2 protein-coding genes are annotated in these 920 nt (G+C 40.4%); both read left to right on the top strand.

Features of this window, described 5'->3' with window-relative positions; genetic code table 11:
• Positions 1-252 precede the first annotated feature (252 nt).
• Positions 253-432: an aspartyl-phosphate phosphatase Spo0E family protein gene (locus PPOP_RS15450; protein WP_006287487.1), complete on the top strand. Its 180-nt coding sequence runs from the start codon at positions 253-255 to the stop codon at positions 430-432.
• A 118-nt stretch (positions 433-550) separates the two neighbouring features.
• A complete protein-coding gene (locus tag PPOP_RS15445; protein WP_006287486.1) occupies positions 551-826 on the top strand; it encodes a hypothetical protein in 276 nt (91 codons plus the stop codon).
• The last annotated feature ends 94 nt before the right edge of the window (positions 827-920 follow it).

Here is a 920-nt window from a genome sequence, read left to right as displayed (position 1 = left end):
GCGGTATCACGAGTTACTGATCAATAAACTATATTTCAAATTCCTTCCCTACACAGTTCGTTCTTGTTAACAGTAGCTCCATTTTATATCAATTATAGAAGTGTTTAACCTTGATGAAACACCTATTTGTGCCTTTTTTATATTCCGTTTCTCAATATCCTAAATTATGGATCTTCCCGAAACGCATAATATACTAATTACAAATGGTGATTTGATATCATTTAAAGTTATTATGTGTGAGGTGATTTGCTATTGTATCCAAATAAAGACGCATCAATTGATGAACTATTGTTAAAAATTAATGAGCTAAGGCAGGAATTATTAAGAGCTGTGGTCAAAGGTCTTGCTGATGATGAAGTCATTAAACGAAGCCAAGAGCTGGATGTCTACATTGTTGAAGTACAGCGAAAACTGGCTAATAGAGAGAGATAACAACGCCAACAAGATGTACAAGAGCCTTCATAGAACACGAACGTTATCTTGATTCCGGCCGGAAATTTGTTCGGATTCATATACACAAAAGACTGGATTTTGTACATATGTACGTGGTATGGAACAAGACGGAGAAGAGATTCCGGAACCTACTCGCGCAATTAATCTTAGACTGGATACCAACGAGTCCGCCGTTCTCATCGACGTATGGATGCCGCCATTCCGTGACTATATGGCGGAGAAGGCTGTGAAGAAAACGTTAACCATTCCGAAATGGCTTAACGACGCTGCGGAAGAGGCGAACGTTAATTTCTCGCGGATTCTCCAGGACGGATTGAAGTCGTATCTTGGCGTAACCGACCGCAAGTCATACGAAAAAGGCCCCGTTGAATAAAGAGGCCACTGAAGAACTTGCGTTTTTCTTCGGAGGCGGTGCAGATAGTATAAAAAGAAGACATTCACCCCGCGTTTTGGAGATGAATGTCTTC

The organism is Paenibacillus popilliae ATCC 14706 (assembly GCF_000315235.1).
In the GTDB taxonomy this organism is placed as follows: Bacteria; Bacillota; Bacilli; order Paenibacillales; family Paenibacillaceae; genus Paenibacillus_B; species Paenibacillus_B popilliae.
The sequence above is the reverse complement of the archived record's forward strand: the minus strand, read 5'-3'. Positions and strand labels throughout refer to the sequence as shown.

Excerpts from the sequence above, each read along its gene's own strand:
- PPOP_RS15445 (WP_006287486.1), top strand. The coding sequence starts at position 551 with ATGGAACAAGACGGAGAAGAGATTCCGGAACCTACTCGCGCAATTAAT.